At 43.0% G+C, this 14,710-nt stretch carries 15 protein-coding genes; 8 read left to right on the top strand and 7 right to left on the bottom strand.

The annotated features are described in order from the left end of the window. Positions 1 to 254: integrase core domain-containing protein (locus tag B6N13_RS07850; protein ID WP_169459032.1), on the top strand; the 254-nt coding region annotated here is incomplete at its 5' end. Positions 255 to 305: 51 nt separating this feature from the next. Here the strand turns inward: B6N13_RS07850 and fabF are convergent. Further along, positions 306 to 1,574, bottom strand: coding sequence for a beta-ketoacyl-ACP synthase II (fabF, locus tag B6N13_RS07845; protein WP_169459031.1), 1,269 nt, complete (start codon positions 1,572 to 1,574; stop codon positions 306 to 308). Positions 1,575 to 1,703: 129 nt separating this feature from the next. Between fabF and B6N13_RS07840 the strand changes: the two genes are divergently transcribed. Next, positions 1,704 to 2,306 (top strand): TetR/AcrR family transcriptional regulator, encoded by a 603-nt coding sequence (locus tag B6N13_RS07840; protein ID WP_169459030.1) that lies wholly within the window; start codon positions 1,704 to 1,706, stop codon positions 2,304 to 2,306. Positions 2,307 to 2,318: 12 nt separating this feature from the next. Here B6N13_RS07840 and B6N13_RS07835 read toward each other — a convergent pair whose 3' ends face one another. The 5 genes from B6N13_RS07835 to B6N13_RS07810 all read right to left on the bottom strand — a co-directional run bounded on the left by B6N13_RS07835 (position 2,319) and on the right by B6N13_RS07810 (position 7,228). Continuing rightward, a complete protein-coding gene (locus B6N13_RS07835) occupies positions 2,319 to 2,654 on the bottom strand; it encodes a LysR substrate-binding domain-containing protein (RefSeq protein WP_169459029.1) in 336 nt (111 codons plus the stop codon). A 453-nt stretch (positions 2,655 to 3,107) separates the two neighbouring features. Beyond that, positions 3,108 to 4,244, bottom strand: coding sequence for a Gfo/Idh/MocA family oxidoreductase (locus B6N13_RS07825; RefSeq protein WP_169459028.1), 1,137 nt, complete (start codon positions 4,242 to 4,244; stop codon positions 3,108 to 3,110). A gap of 26 nt (positions 4,245 to 4,270) precedes the next feature. Then, a complete protein-coding gene (locus B6N13_RS07820; protein WP_169459027.1) occupies positions 4,271 to 5,320 on the bottom strand; it encodes a Gfo/Idh/MocA family oxidoreductase in 1,050 nt (349 codons plus the stop codon). Continuing rightward, a complete protein-coding gene (locus B6N13_RS07815) occupies positions 5,320 to 6,099 on the bottom strand; it encodes a trehalose utilization protein ThuA (RefSeq protein WP_011977865.1) in 780 nt (259 codons plus the stop codon). The genes B6N13_RS07820 and B6N13_RS07815 overlap by 1 nt, the downstream gene beginning before the upstream one ends. Before the next feature lie 163 nt (positions 6,100 to 6,262). Next, positions 6,263 to 7,228: a LacI family DNA-binding transcriptional regulator gene (locus B6N13_RS07810; RefSeq protein ID WP_011977864.1), complete on the bottom strand. Its 966-nt coding sequence runs from the start codon at positions 7,226 to 7,228 to the stop codon at positions 6,263 to 6,265. Between the two features lie 240 nt (positions 7,229 to 7,468). Here B6N13_RS07810 and B6N13_RS07805 point away from each other — a divergent pair, with 240 nt between their 5' ends. The 5 genes from B6N13_RS07805 to B6N13_RS07785 all read left to right on the top strand — a co-directional run bounded on the left by B6N13_RS07805 (position 7,469) and on the right by B6N13_RS07785 (position 13,236). Beyond that, entirely contained in the window at positions 7,469 to 8,737 is a 1,269-nt protein-coding gene (locus tag B6N13_RS07805) for an ABC transporter substrate-binding protein (RefSeq protein WP_011977863.1), read from the top strand. A 71-nt stretch (positions 8,738 to 8,808) separates the two neighbouring features. Continuing rightward, positions 8,809 to 9,771: a sugar ABC transporter permease gene (locus tag B6N13_RS07800; RefSeq protein ID WP_011977862.1), complete on the top strand. Its 963-nt coding sequence runs from the start codon at positions 8,809 to 8,811 to the stop codon at positions 9,769 to 9,771. Beyond that, positions 9,768 to 10,601: a carbohydrate ABC transporter permease gene (locus B6N13_RS07795; RefSeq protein ID WP_011977861.1), complete on the top strand. Its 834-nt coding sequence runs from the start codon at positions 9,768 to 9,770 to the stop codon at positions 10,599 to 10,601. Before B6N13_RS07800 ends, B6N13_RS07795 begins: the two co-directional genes overlap by 4 nt. A gap of 12 nt (positions 10,602 to 10,613) precedes the next feature. After that, a complete protein-coding gene (locus tag B6N13_RS07790; protein ID WP_169459026.1) occupies positions 10,614 to 11,642 on the top strand; it encodes an ABC transporter ATP-binding protein in 1,029 nt (342 codons plus the stop codon). Position 11,643: 1 nt separating this feature from the next. Beyond that, positions 11,644 to 13,236 carry an alpha-amylase family glycosyl hydrolase gene (locus B6N13_RS07785; protein ID WP_169459025.1) on the top strand — a complete coding sequence of 531 codons (1,593 nt, stop codon included), beginning with the start codon at positions 11,644 to 11,646 and terminating at the stop codon, positions 13,234 to 13,236. Between the two features lie 130 nt (positions 13,237 to 13,366). Here B6N13_RS07785 and cysQ read toward each other — a convergent pair whose 3' ends face one another. Beyond that, a complete protein-coding gene (gene cysQ, locus B6N13_RS07780; protein ID WP_169459024.1) occupies positions 13,367 to 14,227 on the bottom strand; it encodes a 3'(2'),5'-bisphosphate nucleotidase CysQ in 861 nt (286 codons plus the stop codon). Between the two features lie 44 nt (positions 14,228 to 14,271). On the opposite strand from cysQ, the gene B6N13_RS07775 reads away from it, so the two are divergent. After that, positions 14,272 to 14,691: a S4 domain-containing protein gene (locus B6N13_RS07775; RefSeq protein WP_169459023.1), complete on the top strand. Its 420-nt coding sequence runs from the start codon at positions 14,272 to 14,274 to the stop codon at positions 14,689 to 14,691. The last annotated feature ends 19 nt before the right edge of the window (positions 14,692 to 14,710 follow it).

Raw genomic sequence — 14,710 nt, 5'->3', positions numbered from 1 at the left:
AATTACAACGTAATAAAATACGACCGTCGATGACAGATGGCTATGACTGCTACCAAAATGCGTTAGCAGAAAGGGTGAATGGCATATTGAAGCAAGAATTTTTGATTGGAAGATGCAGAACTTTTAAAGAGTTAGAAAGGCATATTAGTGAGTCTATTGATATTTATAATAGGTATCGACCTCACTTAAGTCTAAATATGAAAACACCAGAAGAAGTGCATGAAAAAGCCAGTATGGAATCCATACTGGCTTAACAAAAATCGTCAACGTATTTTAGGACGAGACATACTTTATTGCTCGATAGATTAATAACGTTTCAAGATAATCGCTGCGTTAACACCACCAAAACCAAAGCCATTACAAAGCACGTACTCGACACTTTTTTCACGTGAAACCAATGGGATAAGATCCAAATCGGCCATGCTGTCTTCTGGGTTCTCAAGGTTAAGAGTTGGTGGTAGAACACCTGTGATAAGTGCTTGCGCACTGAAAATGGTTTCGACGCCACCCGCAGCTCCCAACAAATGACCTGTCGCGGACTTAGTTGAAGAGATCGCCACCTCTGTGACTTTTTCACCAAACACTCGACGCAAGGCGTTTATCTCGCCTCGATCCCCCACCGGGGTGGATGTCGCATGAGCATTTACGTAGCCAATTTGCTCAGCTGAAATGCCAGCCATAGTTAATGCCGTTTGCATTGCTCGCGCGGCACCTTCGCCATTTTCTGGCCCAGACGTCAGGTGATAGGCATCGCCACTGGTGCCGTAACCAACGATCTCAACCAGCGGAGTCGCGCCTCGTGCTAAGGCATGTTCCAGCGTTTCTAGCACAACAAGTCCTGCACCTTCCCCCATCACAAAGCCTTCCCGATCTTTATCGAAAGGCCGTGAGGCTTTTTCGGGAGCATCATTTCGCGTAGAAAGCGCCTTGAGTGCCCCAAATCCAGCAAGAGACAAGGGATCAATACAAGCTTCCGTGCCGCCCGCTAGCGCAACTTTAGCCTCTCCCGTACGCAATAGACGCATTGCATCACCAATCGCCTGTACACCCGCGGCACAAGCTGTCACCGGAGTGCCAATCGGCCCTTTGAAACCATATTTGATAGACACATTACCTGCCGCAAGATTGGCAAGAAAAGCCGGAACGGTGAAAGGAGATAAGCGTCGAGCGCCTTGTTCTACTAAGGTTGTGTGGGCTTGAGTGATCGTCGGTAAACCACCAATGCCAGTAGCAATGATGGTGGCGGTGGCTTCTTGATCGTCGACAGATGTAGGGTGCCAATTCGCTTGAAAAAGCGCTTCTTCTGCCGCTGCCAGAGCAAATAATGTAAACAGATCGACACGTTTACGATCTTTAGGTGACAGATAGTCCGATTCATTCAAACCATTCGCCTGTTCCGTATGACTAGGCACCTGTCCCGCAATATGAGTGTTTAGCCCTTCAGACAAGGTCGTCGGTAGCAAGCGAATGCCAGATTCACCACGAACCAATCGATCCCAAACCGACGCCACACCCAAACCAAGTGGTGAAACCAGCCCCATACCGGTAATAACAATACGTTCTTTAAGCGACATGTGATAACCCTCTTAAGTTTCAGCAAAAAGAAAGCCACCATGCTAGAGTGAGTCTATATATGATCAAGATAATATTTAGAATCCGATTTATAATGGGATACAAAGGAACTTACCTAGGAGGTTTTAACTATGTCTTACACACCAAGACACAAAGAACAAACTAGACAACGGATATTACAAGCCGCAGCAAAACTATTTTGCTCGAACGGCTTTGATCGCGTCACGCTTACTCAAATCATGAAAAAAGCCAACATGACACACGGTGCCTTTTATGCGCATTTTTCCGGCAAGAGCAGCCTATATGAAGCAGCCATGCAGTTCGCCACATCTAATGGTTTTTGGGCGCGAAATGATAAAAAAACCGAAAGCAATGAAACCCATTTAAAAGCCTTGGTCACTCGATATTTAAGCTGGAGCCGCAATGACAAAGAGCATCCATCCCCTTTGGAATTTCTAGTCACCGACGCAGCCCACAAAGAAGAGAAAGTTCGCCAAGCCTATCAAGCTTGTTTCGATAGCTTGGTTGAACGCCTTGCAGAGATTCTGAAAAAGCGTGGCAGCCAAGAAGCCGAAGCACTAGCAGAAGAGACAGTTGTTTCATTAGTGGGAACCGTCGCCATTGCACGATCTTTTGACAAACCACTGCAAACTGACTTTTTAAAACGTGCCCAAGAACGCATCGTCAATCGACTCAACAGCGGAATAAAAAATAGCGAGCCAGTGGAAGGTTAGGGCAGACTCATACTAATAAACCCAGCGAGGGAAAGTCTGTTTAAGCTCATCCAGCACGGTTTCTTTCAAACTCTGAGCGGCTGTATTCAATCCGTCTGCTTGCATAAGACAAAGCATAAGATCTGGCAACCTTGGTAACCATTCTTTTTCTAGAACGACCAATGAGTCAGGACGACCGGCTGGAGTACGAACCGTAATACCTAAACCCGCTTCTGTTGCAGACCACACTCCAGATAAACTATGACTAGACATAGCCACCCGCCACGGAATTTCTCTTGCATCTAACGCTTTTATCGCCGTTTCGCGCAGTAAACACGGGCTCTCAAATAATACTAACGACAATGGCATTTGTGGATCAGCAAGAGCCTCTGGAACACCAATAAATTACAGCAGGTAAACCTAGAGACACCAAAACCAAAGAAGTTTTCTATCAAACGCTATTAGCAAAACTACAAATTTCTGTCGGGCTTAATCCAACAGACCTAATGATCATTATTTCAACCAACCAAACTGAAGAATGGTCATTTAGCAATGACGCAATGGCGACCTCACCTTGAAAGGAAAGTAACAATGGTTGCTAACACGCTGGACATTTTGGACTTCACAAACAGTAGAGAGAAAGGAAATAACCGATGTTTTATCAAGAGATTGGTTTCACATTGGCTATTTGGCGCAATGAGCATGTCTTTTATTCGCTTGAAATAGAATGCAACATAAGAAAAATAACATGATAGTCACTACTAGCCCGTTACAAAATTAATTACTTTGTAACGGGCTAGTAAACAGGCTACTGCTTTGCAGTTATTCCTGAATTATGTACTCAACTTCACACCAATTACCTTGGTCATGGGACTGTAAACACGCTTCAACAAAACCCATATCCTTAACCGCCAGATCGACATTTGGGTAATACAAAAAGTCCTTTTCCGATAATGCTAACCGTATATGTTTATATACATTTGAAAAAGCTTCTAAGTAACCTTCTGGATGGCCTGCTGGAATACGACACAAAGCGTTTAAACGCTCCGGGTAACCCGAGCCATTTCGAGTCAATCGTTGAGCTGGCGCTCCCATTGGCTTAAACCACAGCACATTAGGATCCTCTTGACGCCACTCAAGCGTTGCTCCACGACCGGTTAAACGAAAACCAAGATCATTTTCATGTCCCGTCATTACTTGTGAAGCCAATATCCGACCTTGCAGTATATTGTCACTGTAACCTAATTGAATATCCGCATGGTCATCAACTCTTCTCCCTGCGACAAAAGTAGCCAAGCGTGCATTTACCGACGATGCAGAATAACCAATCAAATAACTAACCAAATTATAAGCATGTATGGCTATGTCACCTAAACATCCTGCACGTCCAGCCTTAGCAGGGTCAGTACGCCAAGCAGCTTGTTTTTGATCAGAATTTTCAATATCTGCGGCCAGCCAATCTTGTAGATAATAGGCATCTACCATTAACAACTCACCTAACTCGCCATTTTTGACCAATTCTCGTGCAACTTTAACCATAGGATTTTCAACATAGTTGTAGGTCACAGCAAGAAAAGTGTTTCGCTCCTTTGCCAAAGTCTGTAATTCTTGAGCTTGTAGCAATGAAACCGTAAGTGGTTTTTCACAAATCACAGCAATTCCGTGATCTAAAAAAGCCTTAACATTGTCATAATGCAAAAAATTAGGCGTAACAATACTCACCACCTGAATACCATCTTCTCGTTGGCTTTCCACCTCAGCCATGGCATTAAAGTCAGAGTAGGCGCGGTCTGCTTCCACACCTAGTAATTTAGCGGATGCTTTTGTTCTTTCAAAGTTAGAAGAGAAGCAACCAGCGACAAGCTGGTAGCCTCCATCCAGACGAGCGGCCATACGGTGAACATCGCCAATAAACGCACCATCTCCACCGCCCACCATTCCCCATCGTAATATCGCCATCCCACTGTCTCCTAAAGTGACTCAATCTAAAGCAGTACAGTCTGACCTGACTGATCTGATTGTTCACAGGCATCCAGCACGCGTTGTACCTGCAATCCTGCTTCGAAGTCAGGCTGGTCCTGTACGCCAGACAGAATGCTTTGAATAAAACGCTGGTATATATTCGGTGTGTGGTCACATTTAAGTTCTTTCCACACACAGTCAATAACATCGTCATCTAAGCATACTTCCAAACGATCCCATTCTTGGTCTAATTGTAGCGAGACTTTCACTGCACCTTTGTCACCATGAATCACTAAGCGCAAATCATTAAGATGCCCAGTTGCCCAACGGGAGGCATGAATAGACGCCATGGCTCCATTGTTCATTCGAGCAGTGATCAAAGCACTATCATTGGCATCGAGATGGTATTCACCAATCTGATTATTTTCAGCTTTGTCGAAGGTTGTTAGAGTACAGTTCACACTCGCAAAATCACCAACGGGAAAGCGAACAAAGTCGAGTATGTGAACACCTACATCGCCTAGTACACCTTTACTGCCATGCGCACTTGATAGTCGCCACAACCAAGTATCTTCGGTCTTCCAATCCCCCCATTTAGGAGATACTAACCAACTCTGCAAATAGCTTGCTTCTACATGACGAATATTACCGATACGTCCCATTGCAATAAGCTCTCGTGCTTTTTGTAACGAATGAGCATTTCGATAACTTAAATTAACCATATTTATGCACTTAGCTTTTTTCGCAGCGTCAGCCATTTCTTTGGCATCCGATGCATTGAGTGCTAATGGTTTTTCACATAACACATGCATTCCCGCTTCAAGTGCTTGAATCGATAGGTTTTTGTGAAATGGATCTGGTGTCACAATAGAGACTGCGTCCACCTGACCGCTGCTTAGTAGAGCCTCTACCGATCCAAAGGCATAAGGAATATTATGAGCCTCAACAAAGCTTGCAAGGCGCGAAGCATTTAGATCGCATGCCGCGACCACTTCGCAATTGGCTATTTTTGAAAACTCTTCTGCGTGAACTCGCGCCATACCGCCAGTCCCAATAATGCCGATACGAATCATTATTTGAAGCCCTCTTCACCAGGCTTATGCAAACCTTCGCCTTTAACTTCAATAGGGTTTGGAGCTTGATCAGCAGGGACACAAGGACATGAGTCGATCCAACGGCTACCCTCAGGCTGTGACCATTTCACCGCATTTTTTAGAACGCGTTTCACCTTGTCATCATAGTAAATTGGATAGGTTTCATGGCCCGGACGGAAATAGAATATTTTGCCATTACCACGACGATAGACAAGACCTGAACGGAATACTTCCCCCCCCTCAAATGCACTGATGAAAATTACTTCATCTGGATTTGGTACGGCAAACGGTTCGCCATACATTTCAGTATGAGGTAACTCAATATAGTCTCCCACGCCTTGAACAATAGGATGACCAGGGTTAACCACCCAGAGTCGTTCACGTTCACCAGCCTCACGCCATTTTAGAGAACAGGTAGTTCCCATTAAACGTTTAAATATTTTGGCATAATGACCGGAGTGAAGGACTAATAACCCCATTCCCTCAAGTACACGCTTCTGGACCCGATCAACAATTTCATCCGCAACATCACCATGAGCAGCATGCCCCCACCAAATCAAAACATCTGTGTTTTCTAGTTTTTCTTCGGTAAGACCATGCTCTTTATCCTGCAAAGTAACACTAGTTGCTTCAATATCCTGATCTTCATTCAAGCCTGCAGCAATGCAGTTATGCATACCATCAGGATAAATGCGGGCGACCACTTTATTAGTTTTTTCATGGACATTTTCCCCCCACACAGTCACTTTTATTGTCATTTTTTTCTCCTAGATATTATTTTTTTGATGATGGAAAACAAAATAAAGTAAACGTTTACGTAATTAACTTAAACGTTTACTCAAAAAAATAAAAGCCTTTTTGGAAAAAATTAATACAAAAAGTTTCGAAGATTAAGGGAAGAAATAGCTAGATAAAAAAGAGTTAAGCACTCTCTCGGCTAACGAGTCGTGTCATCACTTCAACAACACGCGGAGGAAGCCCATCTAATTGCTCTGATAGCAAACTGACAGCTGCCTCAGCAATCTTGGGAATATCTTGATGGATAGTTGTAATCTTATTAGAGAATCGTGGAAGGTCGTCAAAGCCCGTTACAGAGATGTCTTCAGGAACTTTGTACCCAGCATCTTCTGCGGCTTGAATAACACCAACCGCTAATTCATCATTTGCGCAAATCACAGCATCGTAAGGAAAAGGCTCAGATGACTGAAAATGCTCCATCATCTGACGATAAGCGCTTAGAGAAGAGCTAATTTGACGAGGCACATTATCAAAATTTTCTTGGAGCCCTAGTTCACCAATCGCTTTTCGATAACCACGTAATCGCCCTTGGCTTGTTGAAATGTCGATATTCTCCCCTAAAAAAAGCATGTTTTTCCGACCTTTTTTAAACAAATAGTGTGTAAGTTTATACACGCCATTTGCCTCATCAATGACAACAGAAGCACCCACCCCTGTTTCTAAAGTAACGTAGGGGAACTTTTGACGATCAAAAATTTCAGGGCGATCATCTTCTGTAGCGCCTAATAAAATCGCTGAGCTTGCCTGTGAAAACACTTCCTCAATATTTTCGTAAGCAAACAAAACCGGCACTAAACCCTTTCGATGTAAATATAAGGTTAATGCTTGATAAAGATGAACAAAGTAAGGTCTATCCGAAAACTCATAAGGGGAAGGGGGCATACATAGTGCAACAATTGGCGTTTTTCCAGAGATTAGCTGACGAGCCATAACATTCGGTTTGTAATTAATCTCTTCACTCAAAGATATAATTCGCGCACGTAATGCTTCACTAATGCCAGGTTTTCCATTTAATGCTCGACTTACCGAAGCTATAGAAACACCAGCTAAACTGGCTAGTTCATGAATCGTAACGGACTTATTACTCATGCGAATAGGATCACTTCTAAAAGATTTTAAATATATTGATAAGAATATCGCAAATTCACCCTGCAAGCGACTAAGAGCAAAAACCTCTCCTTTCAAATACCTTAATTTTAAAAATATTTAAAAAAACAGATATTCTGTTGACTAGAGTAAAGGTTTACTTTAGCTTAAAAACAAAGAGTAAACGTTTACGTTTCTGTTTTGACATAAGACTCGAAAAAAACAAAAATAGGAGTGATGACAATGAGAAATCCGTGGGAATTTATAAAACCTTCCTTGCTATCCATATCAATCGTGGCATCAGCCGCACAAGCGACTGAAGTAGTGCTGGTGTCTGGAGCCGTTGGTAAAGATATTGAAGTATTGAAGGAAGTGGTAAAACCTTGGGAAAAAAGCACTGGAAATAAACTAACCGTCTTTCCTATGCCAGCTTCTACCACAGACCAATTTGGCCAATATCGTCTATGGTTAGCAGCAGGGAATGCTGATATCGATGTGTATCAAACAGATGTTATTTGGGCCCCTCAACTTGCTAATAATTTTGTCGATCTAACTCCTTATACTAGAGATATCGTCGACCAACATTTCCCTTCCATCATTGAATCGCAAACAACCAACGGAAAACTAGTTGCTCTACCTATCTTCACCGACGCTCCGGCCCTTTATTACCGTAAAGACTTACTCAAAAAATATAATAAACCGGTGCCAAATACTTGGGGAGAATTAACTGAGACAGCCAAATACATTCAAACAAAAGAACGAGAAGCGGGTAACTCGGATATGTGGGGATTCGTTTGGCAAGGTAACGCTTATGAAGGCTTAACTTGTGATGCTTTAGAATGGGTGAAATCTTTTGGTGGAGGTCAAATAGTTGAAGCTGATGGTACGATTTCAATTAATAACCCAAACGCTGTTGCAGCGCTCAAAATGGCAAAATCTTGGGTAGGTGATATTTCTCCGGCAGGCATTCTAGCTTATCAGGAAGAGGATGCCCGAGGCGTTTGGCAGACAGGTAATGCCGTTTTTATGCGTAACTGGCCTTATGCCTATTCTCTGGGCAACACCGAAGAAAGTGCGATAAAAGGTAAATTTGGCGCAGCACCTTTGCCAAGTGGCACAAGTCAAAATAAATCGGCGGCAACACTGGGCGGATGGAATGTAGCAGTTTCTAAATACTCTAAGCATAAAGAAGCGTCTATTTCATTGGCTAAATACCTTGCATCTGAAGAAGTACAAAAGTATCGGGCGCTCCATTCATCGAATTTACCAACCATTATTTCCCTCTATGACGATAAAGATATAAAGGAACAACAGCCAATAATTGCGCAATGGAAAGATGTGTTTTTACATGCTGTTCCTCGTCCTTCCGCACCCACAAAAATCAAATACAACGAAGTGTCTTCTAAATTTTTCTCCGCAGTTCATAGCACGCTTGCAGGAAGTGGCTCAGCGGAAGAAAACCTTGAAGTACTTGAATACGAACTCGAGACGTTAAAAGGAAATACCTGGTAATTCGAACTGTTTACTGGGCTCATAAAAATATCCTTTTTTGAGCCCTTCCTTTTAACATAGGAAGCTCTTGTATGTTTAAAAAACACATCCTAACAACACCTGAGGTATCCAGCTTACAGCGCCAAAAATTGCGCGCAGCATTCTGGTTTCTCGCCCCCATGCTGCTGGTGTTGTTTTGCGTTGCAGCTTGGCCGTTACTACGTTCCATTTACTTTTCATTTACCAATACCTCATTAACCAACCTTTACGGTGGCGAATGGGTTGGTTTTAAAAACTATTTGACGTGGAAAACCTTCTCATCAGGACGCACGATTTATTCGGGAACTTTAGCCGACCCTGCATGGTGGAATGCAGTCTGGAATACCGTCAGGTTTGCAGTGGTCTCAGTTTCATTAGAAACCATTATCGGTTTAATGGTGGCATTAGTATTGAATGCGGAATTTAAAGGTCGTGGTTTGGTACGAGCTGCCATCTTAATACCATGGGCTATTCCAACAATTGTGTCAGCAAAAATGTGGGCATGGATGTTCAACGATCAATTCGGCATCATCAATGACATGCTCCTAAGCGTTGGTTTAATTGATCACAAAATAGCTTGGACAGCTAACCTTGATACCGCCATGTTATCGGTATTAATCGTCGATATTTGGAAAACAACACCATTCATGGCTCTGCTTTGCCTCGCAGGCTTACAAATGATCCCAAGAGATATGTATGAGTCAGCCAAGATTGACGGCGTACATCCTATAAAAGTGTTCTTTCAAGTGACGCTCCCCTTGGTAAAACCCGCACTCATGGTCGCTGTTATCTTTCGTACGTTGGATGCTTTGCGAATGTTTGACTTGATTTATGTACTGACACCTAACTCAAAAGCCACAAAAACTATGTCAATTCTCTCTAGAGAGAACCTCATTGAGTTTGATAAGTTTGCTTATGGCTCTGCTCAATCCACCTTACTCTTCGCCATTATTGCCATATTTGTAGCGCTCTATATTTGGCTTGGTAAGCTTGACCTTAGTGGAGAAAAATCATGACTAACAAGGCACTATTCAAAAAGGCCGCTTTTTACTCTGTCGTAGTTGTCATCGTACTTATCTCGGTTTTTCCGTTTTATTACGCGATTTTAACAAGCCTTAAAACAGGTTCTGATTTATTCAAAGTGAACTATTTTCCTTCCTCGTTTAATTTCAGCAACTACATAGATGTATTGAATAATGGTCAGTTTATTAGAAATACTCTGAACTCCGTCTTCATTGCGAGCACCACGGTTATATTCGCTTTGTTTCTTGCTGTTACAGCGTCATACGCATTAGCTCGTGTACGTTTTAAAGGGCGAGGACTGCTGCTTATGGCAATTTTAGCTATCTCGATGTTCCCACAAATTGCGGTTCTGGCCGGTTTATTTGAGCTAATTCGCTTTATTGGAATTTACAACACGCCTTGGGCCATGATTTTGTCCTACACCATTTTTACGCTGCCATTTACCGTTTGGGTGCTAACCACCTTTATGCGAGATTTACCCGTAGAAATAGAAGAGGCGGCCATAGTGGATGGCGCCACTCCTTGGGTCATTATCACACAAATTTTTATGCCCTTACTTTGGCCAGCCTTGGTCACCACAGGGTTGCTCGCTTTTATTGGTGCTTGGAACGAGTTTTTATTCGCGTTGACTTTCACTGCATCAGAGACCATGCGTACTGTGCCTGTCGCCATTGCCATGCTGTCAGGCTCATCTCAATACGAAACACCTTGGGGGCTCATTATGGCAGCCTCTGTTTTGGTCACCATTCCGTTGGTGATCTTGGTGCTTATTTTCCAGCGAAAAATTGTATCCGGCCTAACCGCTGGTGGTGTGAAAGGCTAAGGAGTATTCATTATGGCTAAAATTGAACTTAAAAATCTGAGCAAAACCTTTGGTAGCACAGATGTTATTCGAGGCGTCGATCTCACCATTAATGCTGGTGAACTTATGGTGTTTGTCGGCCCTTCCGGTTGTGGCAAATCAACTTTATTACGTCTTATTTGTGGATTAGAAGACATTACCTCTGGAGAACTACTATTTGATGGCGTATCCATGAATGACAAGGTGCCATCTGAACGTGGTATCGCCATGGTGTTCCAATCCTATGCCCTATATCCACACATGTCTGTATATAAAAATATGGCCTTTGGCCTAAAGCTAGCTAACGTCTCACCACAAGAAATGAAAAATAGAGTACTTGAAGCGGCCAAGATGTTGCAAATCGACCACTTACTAGAACGTCTGCCAAAACAGCTATCTGGAGGACAACGTCAACGCGTCGCGATTGGACGTGCCATTGTCCGTGACCCAAGGGTTTTTCTCTTCGACGAACCTTTATCTAACCTAGATGCATCATTGCGCGTGGATACGCGACTAGAAATAGCTAAGTTACATCACAAAATGAAAGACACAACCATGATTTACGTTACCCATGATCAAGTGGAAGCCATGACACTGGCAGATCGAATTTGCGTCCTAAGAGACGGTAATATCGAACAAGTTGGCACACCAGAAGAGCTCTACAGTCATCCGAAATCTCTTTTTGTTGCCGGTTTCATTGGTTCACCAAAGATGAACTTCCTCACAGGTAACATCGCAGAGCAACACTATTGTCACACCCTCGGCATTCGCCCCGAGCATCTTGTTGTCGATCAGCAGAATGGGATATGGAGCGGGGAGGTCGTACATACAGAGAACCTAGGCTCAGATTTTTTTGTATTCATAGATTTAGGTACAAGTGAACCTTTAGTTGTACGTCTGGATGGACAAGAACGTATTCAATTGGGAAGCCGTCTGAGAGTTCGTCCGTTAGAAAAACATCTACATCGTTTTGACAATCATGGCTTACCAATCCCTTCAAAATCTTACCAAGAGGCTATTTAAAATGAATTTAACTGAACAAGAATGGTGGCGTGGCAGTGTTACCTATCAAATTTATCCGCGCTCTTTTATGGATAGTAATGGTGACGGTATAGGCGATATCCCTGGCATCACAAGCCGTTTAGATTATTTGGCTGATTTAGGTGTTGACGCTATTTGGCTGTCTCCCATATTCACGTCACCAATGAAAGATATGGGTTATGATGTTTCAAATTATATAGACATAGATCCGTCTTTCGGAACACTCTCCGATTTTGATGAGATGATAGTCAAGGCTCATAATTTGGGTCTTAAAGTCATCATTGATCAAGTGCTCTCACACACCAGTGATCAACACCCATATTTCTTAGAAAGCCGACAAAATCAAACCAATGATAAGGCCGACTGGTACATATGGGCAGATGCAAAACCTGACGGTTCACCACCAAACAATTGGTTATCGATTTTTGGAGGGACTGGCTGGCAGTGGGATTCTCGTCGTAAACAGTATTATATGCATAATTTTTTACGCCAACAGCCTGATTTAAATTTCCATAATCCAAATGTTCAAGAATGGATTCTCAGTACTGTACGATTTTGGCTAGAACGCGGAGTGGATGGTTTTCGTCTAGATACTGTGAACTACTATTTTCATGATAAATTGCTACGGGATGATGCCGCTGATTTTCGTCAAAAATCTGTAGCGGATTGGAATCCTTACCACATGCAGTATCATTTATTTTCAAAAAACCAACCAGAGAATTTGGTATTCCTTAAAAAGTTTAGAGCTTTACTAGATGAATATGGAGCCACGACATCGGTTGGGGAAGTAGGTGAGAGCCACCACCCAATAGAAATGATGGGGGAGTATACGACAGATAAACGATTGCATATGGCATACTCATTTGAAATGTTAGGTCATTCGTTTTCACCCAAACATTTTTCCAAACAAATAACCGATTTCTTTCGACTAGCACCAAAAGGATGGCCTTGCTGGGCCTTTTCCAATCATGATGTTGTTCGGCATGTTAGCCGCTGGAAAAAACACGCTGAAGATCCAACCGCTTTAGCTAAACAAGCTTGTGCTTTATTACTAAGTTTAGAAGGCTCTGTCTGCTTGTATCAAGGTGAAGAACTGGGTCAACAAGAAACAGATCTAAACTATGACGAACTTGTTGACCCGCAAGGAATTGAGTTTTGGCCTGAAGACAAAGGGAGAGATGGCTGCCGAACTCCAATGAGCTGGGATAACTCAGAGTTTTCCGGTTTTTCATCTTCAACTCCATGGCTTCCAGTTAAAGAAACTCAACGCCAATTAAATGTTGCTGACCAGCAGAATGATCCATCGTCTGTACTCAATTTTTATCGCGAGATGCTTGCGTTTCGCAAACAAAATTCCGTCCTACGAAATGGTAACACTCTCTTCATCAACGATGATAATTCACTTTTAGCATTCGTTCGAGGTGACACAATGCTATGTATCTTTAACTTAGGTAATCAGTCGATTACTTATCAAAATACCACTGAGTTTAATCAATGTATTAAAGTTGGTAACACTAAGGTTGAAGGGAAAGCGCTAGTATTGGGGGCAAATGGTTTTGCCTTTTTAACGAAGTAACAAATCTTATAGGTAACAAGCCCTAACGTTTTAAGTTAGGGCTTGTTACCACTTAAAATATTTCACGTGAAACAATCAGATAAGGTGCTTACGTTTAGGTAATGAAAGGAACGAGGAAGAAGAGTAGCACTTACTCTTCTTCCTCGTTTTCGAGATACCAGTTCATCACATACGGTGCGAGTTCAGCACCCGATACAAAGAAGTGACCATTGAGTAGGGTTTCTCTTTGGTTGTAACGAAATGGTTTTCCATCCGGTGTGACGAGCATTCCGCCAGCGGCTTCGATGATGGCTTGCTGAGCGGCCGTATCCCATTCACTTGTCGGGCCTCGACGCAAATGCAAGTCAGCAATCCCTTCAGCAATTCGACAGCCTTTGATTGAGCTGCCTTTTGGTAACTCTCTCACTTGCTCGTAACTTTGCTTTAATTTGTTTTTTAGCGAAGCTGGAAGGGCAGGGCCATGGCTGCGACTCGTCATGGCAATAATAGGTTCGCGTGGTTCACGAACATTGATGCTTTCGTATTCATCACCTTGCCATTTAAACGCACCGACTGGCAACCCTTGCCAGACTTTGGTCACTCCAAAATAGCCTTCGGTTGTGGTCGGTATATACACCACACCTAGAATGGGCGCGCCGTTTTCAACCAAGGCGATATTAATACTGAATTCGCCATTACGCTTGATGAATTCTTTCGTGCCATCAAGCGGATCAACAATCCATAACATTGGCCATTTAGAACGCTCTTCAAACGTCACCTGGCCTTCTTCAGAGCTCTCTTCTGAAAGAACAGGAATATCGGGTGTAAGTGCTTGCAAACCTGCTAGAATCACTTTGTGCGCAGCGAGATCAGCAGCGGTCACAGGACTATCATCCGGCTTTTGTTCAATGCCTAAATCTGCACGTTGATAAATATCCATGATCACATCGGCGGCATCGTGTATTATTTTTTGGAGAGCTTGAAAAATTGGGTGTTTACTAATGTCCTGCATAACAGCCTCAAATATGACAACAGAATAGGGTCAACGCATTCTTTATGAGTAAACCAGAAAAGCAGTCGGCACCACAAGCCGTTCGTTTAGATAAGTGGCTTTGGGCCGCACGTTTTTTTAAAACTCGCTCACTTTGTAAAGACGCCATTGATGGCGGCAAGGTGTCTTACAACGGAAGTAAGGGCAAAGCCAGTCGTAATGTGGAAATTGGCGCCTTAATTGGCATACGAGTTGGTTGGGATGAAAAGGTCGTCAAAATTAAAGACATCAGCGGCCAGCGTCGTGGCGCACCTGAAGCACAATTGCTTTATGAGGAAACACCAGAGTCGATTGAGAAACGTGAAAAACGCGCTCTCGAAAACAAGTCTTTTGGTGGCCGAATTATGTCCGACCACAAGCCGAATAAAAAAGAGCGTCGTGATATTAAGCAGCTGAAGAAAGATATTTTTAGTGGCATGGATTAAACCTACTAACCGCTCGCTC

Source organism: Marinomonas sp. UCMA 3892 (assembly GCF_012726345.1).
Classification (GTDB): Bacteria; Pseudomonadota; Gammaproteobacteria; order Pseudomonadales; family Marinomonadaceae; genus Marinomonas.
This window is presented reverse-complemented; position numbering and strand designations above follow the sequence as displayed.